5 protein-coding genes are annotated in these 3909 nt (G+C 43.3%); 2 read left to right on the top strand and 3 right to left on the bottom strand.

The features are described 5' to 3' along the window. Positions 1–201: 201 nt before the first annotated feature. The gene (locus WMO25_RS15885) at positions 202–1446 is read left to right on the top strand and encodes a peptidoglycan-binding domain-containing protein (RefSeq protein ID WP_435384320.1); all 1245 of its coding nucleotides are present in this window, start codon (positions 202–204) and stop codon (positions 1444–1446) included. A 139-nt stretch (positions 1447–1585) separates the two neighbouring features. Here WMO25_RS15885 and WMO25_RS15890 read toward each other — a convergent pair whose 3' ends face one another. From WMO25_RS15890 to WMO25_RS15900, 3 genes are all read right to left on the bottom strand, one after another. Beyond that, positions 1586–1801 carry a hypothetical protein gene (locus WMO25_RS15890; protein ID WP_215633229.1) on the bottom strand — a complete coding sequence of 72 codons (216 nt, stop codon included), beginning with the start codon at positions 1799–1801 and terminating at the stop codon, positions 1586–1588. A 109-nt stretch (positions 1802–1910) separates the two neighbouring features. Then, positions 1911–2606 carry an alpha/beta fold hydrolase gene (locus WMO25_RS15895; protein WP_349086136.1) on the bottom strand — a complete coding sequence of 232 codons (696 nt, stop codon included), beginning with the start codon at positions 2604–2606 and terminating at the stop codon, positions 1911–1913. Further along, positions 2606–3367: an EFR1 family ferrodoxin gene (locus tag WMO25_RS15900; RefSeq protein ID WP_349086137.1), complete on the bottom strand. Its 762-nt coding sequence runs from the start codon at positions 3365–3367 to the stop codon at positions 2606–2608. The genes WMO25_RS15895 and WMO25_RS15900 overlap by 1 nt, the downstream gene beginning before the upstream one ends. 175 nt (positions 3368–3542) lie before the next feature. Between WMO25_RS15900 and WMO25_RS15905 the strand changes: the two genes are divergently transcribed. Further along, positions 3543–3909 (top strand): GNAT family N-acetyltransferase (locus WMO25_RS15905; RefSeq protein ID WP_349086138.1); only part of this gene is annotated, 367 nt, incomplete at its 3' end.

The raw sequence follows: 3909 nt of genomic DNA on the forward strand, positions 1-3909 counted from the left end.
ACTGAATTTTAAACTGCATGAAGTATACCATAGATTAAAAGCAAATTCAACCTAAATAATTATATGATTATCTGAAAATTTTTGTATGCATAATTTTTCACATAATGCATGCTTTCTCCGTCATCTTTTCGTCAAATATGCATATAATAAATCAATTCCCTATTGAGGTTTACACCCATGGCTTCATCCCCAGTTCCTGTTATGCCGGCTCAGGTATCCGCCGCTTCCTACGGTCGCCTGCAGCTTGCCGTCACAGGTCGCAATGATTATACTCCCATCGAAAATGCCGTGATTCAGGTTACAGATACCGGAAATCCAGACAATGTTATTGAGGAACTGAGAACAGATAATTCCGGTGAAACACCCACCATTGAATTGCCTGCCCCTCCTGTTTCTTACAGTCTGGAGAGCAGCAGTGCCCAACCCTATTCAGAGTATAATTTCACCGTTCAGGCTGAAGGTTATTCCAATCTGACAATCAGCGGTGCGCAGATACTAGCCAACGTTACTGCCCTTCAGAGCGCCCGACTTATGCCGCTGGCCAACATCGAAGCTTCTCCAATCGTTGTACCGCCTCATACCCTATACGGTGATTTCCCGCCTAAAATCGCAGAAGCGGAAATCAAAGATGTCTCTGAATCCGGTGAAGTCGTACTAAGCCGTGTTGTCATTCCCGAAACCATCATCGTCCACGACGGACCGCCTACAGATACCAGAGCTGCCAATTATTATATTCCATTTAAAGAATATATCAAAAACGTCGCTTCCAGTGAAATCTACGCCACCTGGCCGGAATCCTCCATTATCGCCAACTGTCTGGCCATTATCTCCTTCACCCTCAACAGAGTGTTCACTGAATGGTATCGCAATAAGGGTTATGATTTTACTATCACCAACTCCACTGCCTACGACCATTTCTTTGTCTATGGAAGAAATATTTTTGAAAACATATCCGAAACAGTGGATATGATTTTCTCCAACTATCTCTCCCGTCCGGGTGTCCTGCAGCCGATTCTCACCCAGTACTGTGACGGTCGCCGAGTCTCCTGCCCAAACTGGATGAGCCAGTGGGGCTCTAAGGATCTGGGCGAACAGGGTTATTCACCCATTGAGATTCTGCGCTATTACTATGGGGATGATATCTATATTAACTCTGCAGAACAGATCAGCGGCATTCCAAGCTCCTGGCCGGGTTACGATCTCACCATCGGCAGTTCCGGCCAAAAGGTCCAGCAGATGCAGGAGCAATTAAACCGTATCTCCGATAATTATCCGGCTATTCCGAAAATAGCGGCAGACGGCATCTATGGCAATCAGACCGCAGAGGCTGTACGGACATTCCAGAAGATCTTCAATCTTCCTCAGACCGGGGTGACGGATTATGCCACATGGTATAAGATCAGCCAAATCTATGTGGGGGTATCGCGAATCGCCGAATTAAACTAAAAATATTGAGCCGAAAACAAATAGTCTTTGTATCGCAGTGCGATATAGTTGTCAACTTACAACTCTAACTCTCGCTACACAAAAAAACAGACTAAACATCTCTCTTCTGCTTCCTGATGTTTAGTCTGTTGCCCTATCGTTATCTGCCGTTTTTCAGTTTTTTCATATAGTCTATTTTCAGCTGATTGGATTCTTCCTGACGCTTTATCTCATCTTTCAGATACTGTACATATTCTCTGGCCAGTTTGACGCCGCCGCTGACAGCCAAATCCTCATGCTGCTCCATTTCATCCAGCCACTGCTGGAAGGATTTTTCCTGAATATCTCTGTATGTATGGTCCGGTTGTATAAACATTATTACCCCACCTTAAATTCATTTTGTAATATAAGCAATTCCACCTTTTGACAATATCTTTTCTTTTCATTGCGATATTTTTCCAAGGCCAACTTTTTTTGCTTCCTTTTCATCTTTCATGCTGCACCCGCGATAGCCACTGCTCCACCACCCGGTTAAATACCTTCGGATTCTCACTGGCTATAAAATGACTGCCCTCTATAATAGCCAGCTTTGCATTTGGCAGCGCTTTGGCAATCTCCTTTGTGTGAGATTCCTTAATCATATCCTTCGTTCCGGAAATAACAAGGGTCGGAACCGTGATCTTGGACAATTCTTCTGCCTCAATATTCGGATCATTCACCATCAATCCCAACATTTCCACATTTTTCCTCGCCCCAGCTGATTTTGAAGCGAATTTCGAGACTATTCTGTAACCAATCTCAATCGGGATCTGCGTGATAGGCTTTACACCTTTCGGGTTCAGATTGCCTCCGTTTAATATCAGAGCCTTTATCCTTTCAGGATATTTAAGAACGAACTTCATGGCAATATTGGCCCCATCTGAAAAGCCAAGAATCACTGCCTTTGAAATGTCAAGCTCATCCATAAAATCATGCAAATCCTCTGCAAACTGAGCAATGGTAAATGGCGCAGTGCCTCTGGGTGATTGTCCATGCCCTCTTGTATCCACCACAATCACACGATAATTCCTGCTGAAATAGTCCATTTGATGTGCAAAATAAGAACCATCCTCCCCGTTTCCATGCAGAAGAATCATCGGTTCGCCTTCCCCTTTTTCCTGATAATGCAGTTTTATCTCCATCACTTCACCCCTGTCAGCTTTTCAAATTGATACCTCGGTCTGCCAACGCTCTTTTTACCATACTCAATGGCTTCCGTCGGACAATAGCAGATACAGGCCATACAATGGGTACAGTTTTTGCCCCACACCGGCTTTTTCTCCCGAAGTTGAATATTGTTCATCGGACATTTTCTAACACACAATCCGCATCCAGTACAGGCTTCACTTGCTTTAAAGTCATCCGCCTTTACAATCATTTTATAAAAAATCGGGTTCACCGGTCCACTCATCAAACGGTCATACAAATTATTCCTCGGTACAGGAAATTCCTGCTTCTTCTGAATACATTTGATTGCTGCCTGAATATCAGGTTCCGCTTTTGCCGTAATCTGCTGTGCCTCATCCACCTGAGGTGCATTGAACATGGCGATATAATTCTCCGGCATAATAATCTGTGCTGTTCCCATATAGTGAAGCTGTTTTTGTTCTGCCAGGCTGCGATTATACTTTGCTGCATTACCAATTTCACTGCCACAATCCATCACAAACCAGATACGCTTCGCACCTGTCCATTTTGTTTTCGCCATCCATTCCGAAACAATTTTGGGAATACGCCATGCATAAGTCGGTGTCACCATGATGACATCACTGCCGGTATCCACTGTTGTCGTATCGTTATCTTTAATTCTGGCATTTAAATCTATCACTGTTTTCTGCAACGCCTCTGCAATCCGCTGTGCAATATATCGGCTGTTGCCGGTTCCTGAAAAACAAAAAATCATCGTATACCTCCAAGTACAGTTGTTTCTATCAACACTATATCACAAAAAGAAGCAGCTGTATATTTTCATGTATCAATACATCCACGCTGGCCCGAATATCCTTCACATGTTTTGATTGACAAATATTTTAATTTATGATATAATCCCCCAAAATTTTAATGCAGGTGGGGTTCACATGGACAATGAAAAAAATTTAAAAGATGAATTTAAAAAAGCAGACATCGAATCAATTAATCTATGGCATCATAGGGAGATAAGAACAGCCACCATCAATGATCTTGAAGCGGTCGCTGCTGTCGAAGCAGAATGTTTTCCTGCAGCAGAAGCCGCAACCAAAGAAGAATTTGCAGAACGGATCAAATTTTACGGCGATCATTTCTGGCTGATGTTTGATGCAGACAAACTCATTGCCTTTGTAGATGGCTTTGTTACCGACCATCCGGATTTGACCGATGAAATGTATGAAAACGCCTCTATGCACAATGAAAAAGGGGCATGGCAAATGATTTTCGGTGTCAATACCATCCCCTCTTATCGTCAGC

Source organism: Coprococcus intestinihominis (assembly GCF_040096555.1).
Lineage (GTDB): Bacteria > Bacillota > Clostridia > Lachnospirales > Lachnospiraceae > Coprococcus_A > Coprococcus_A intestinihominis.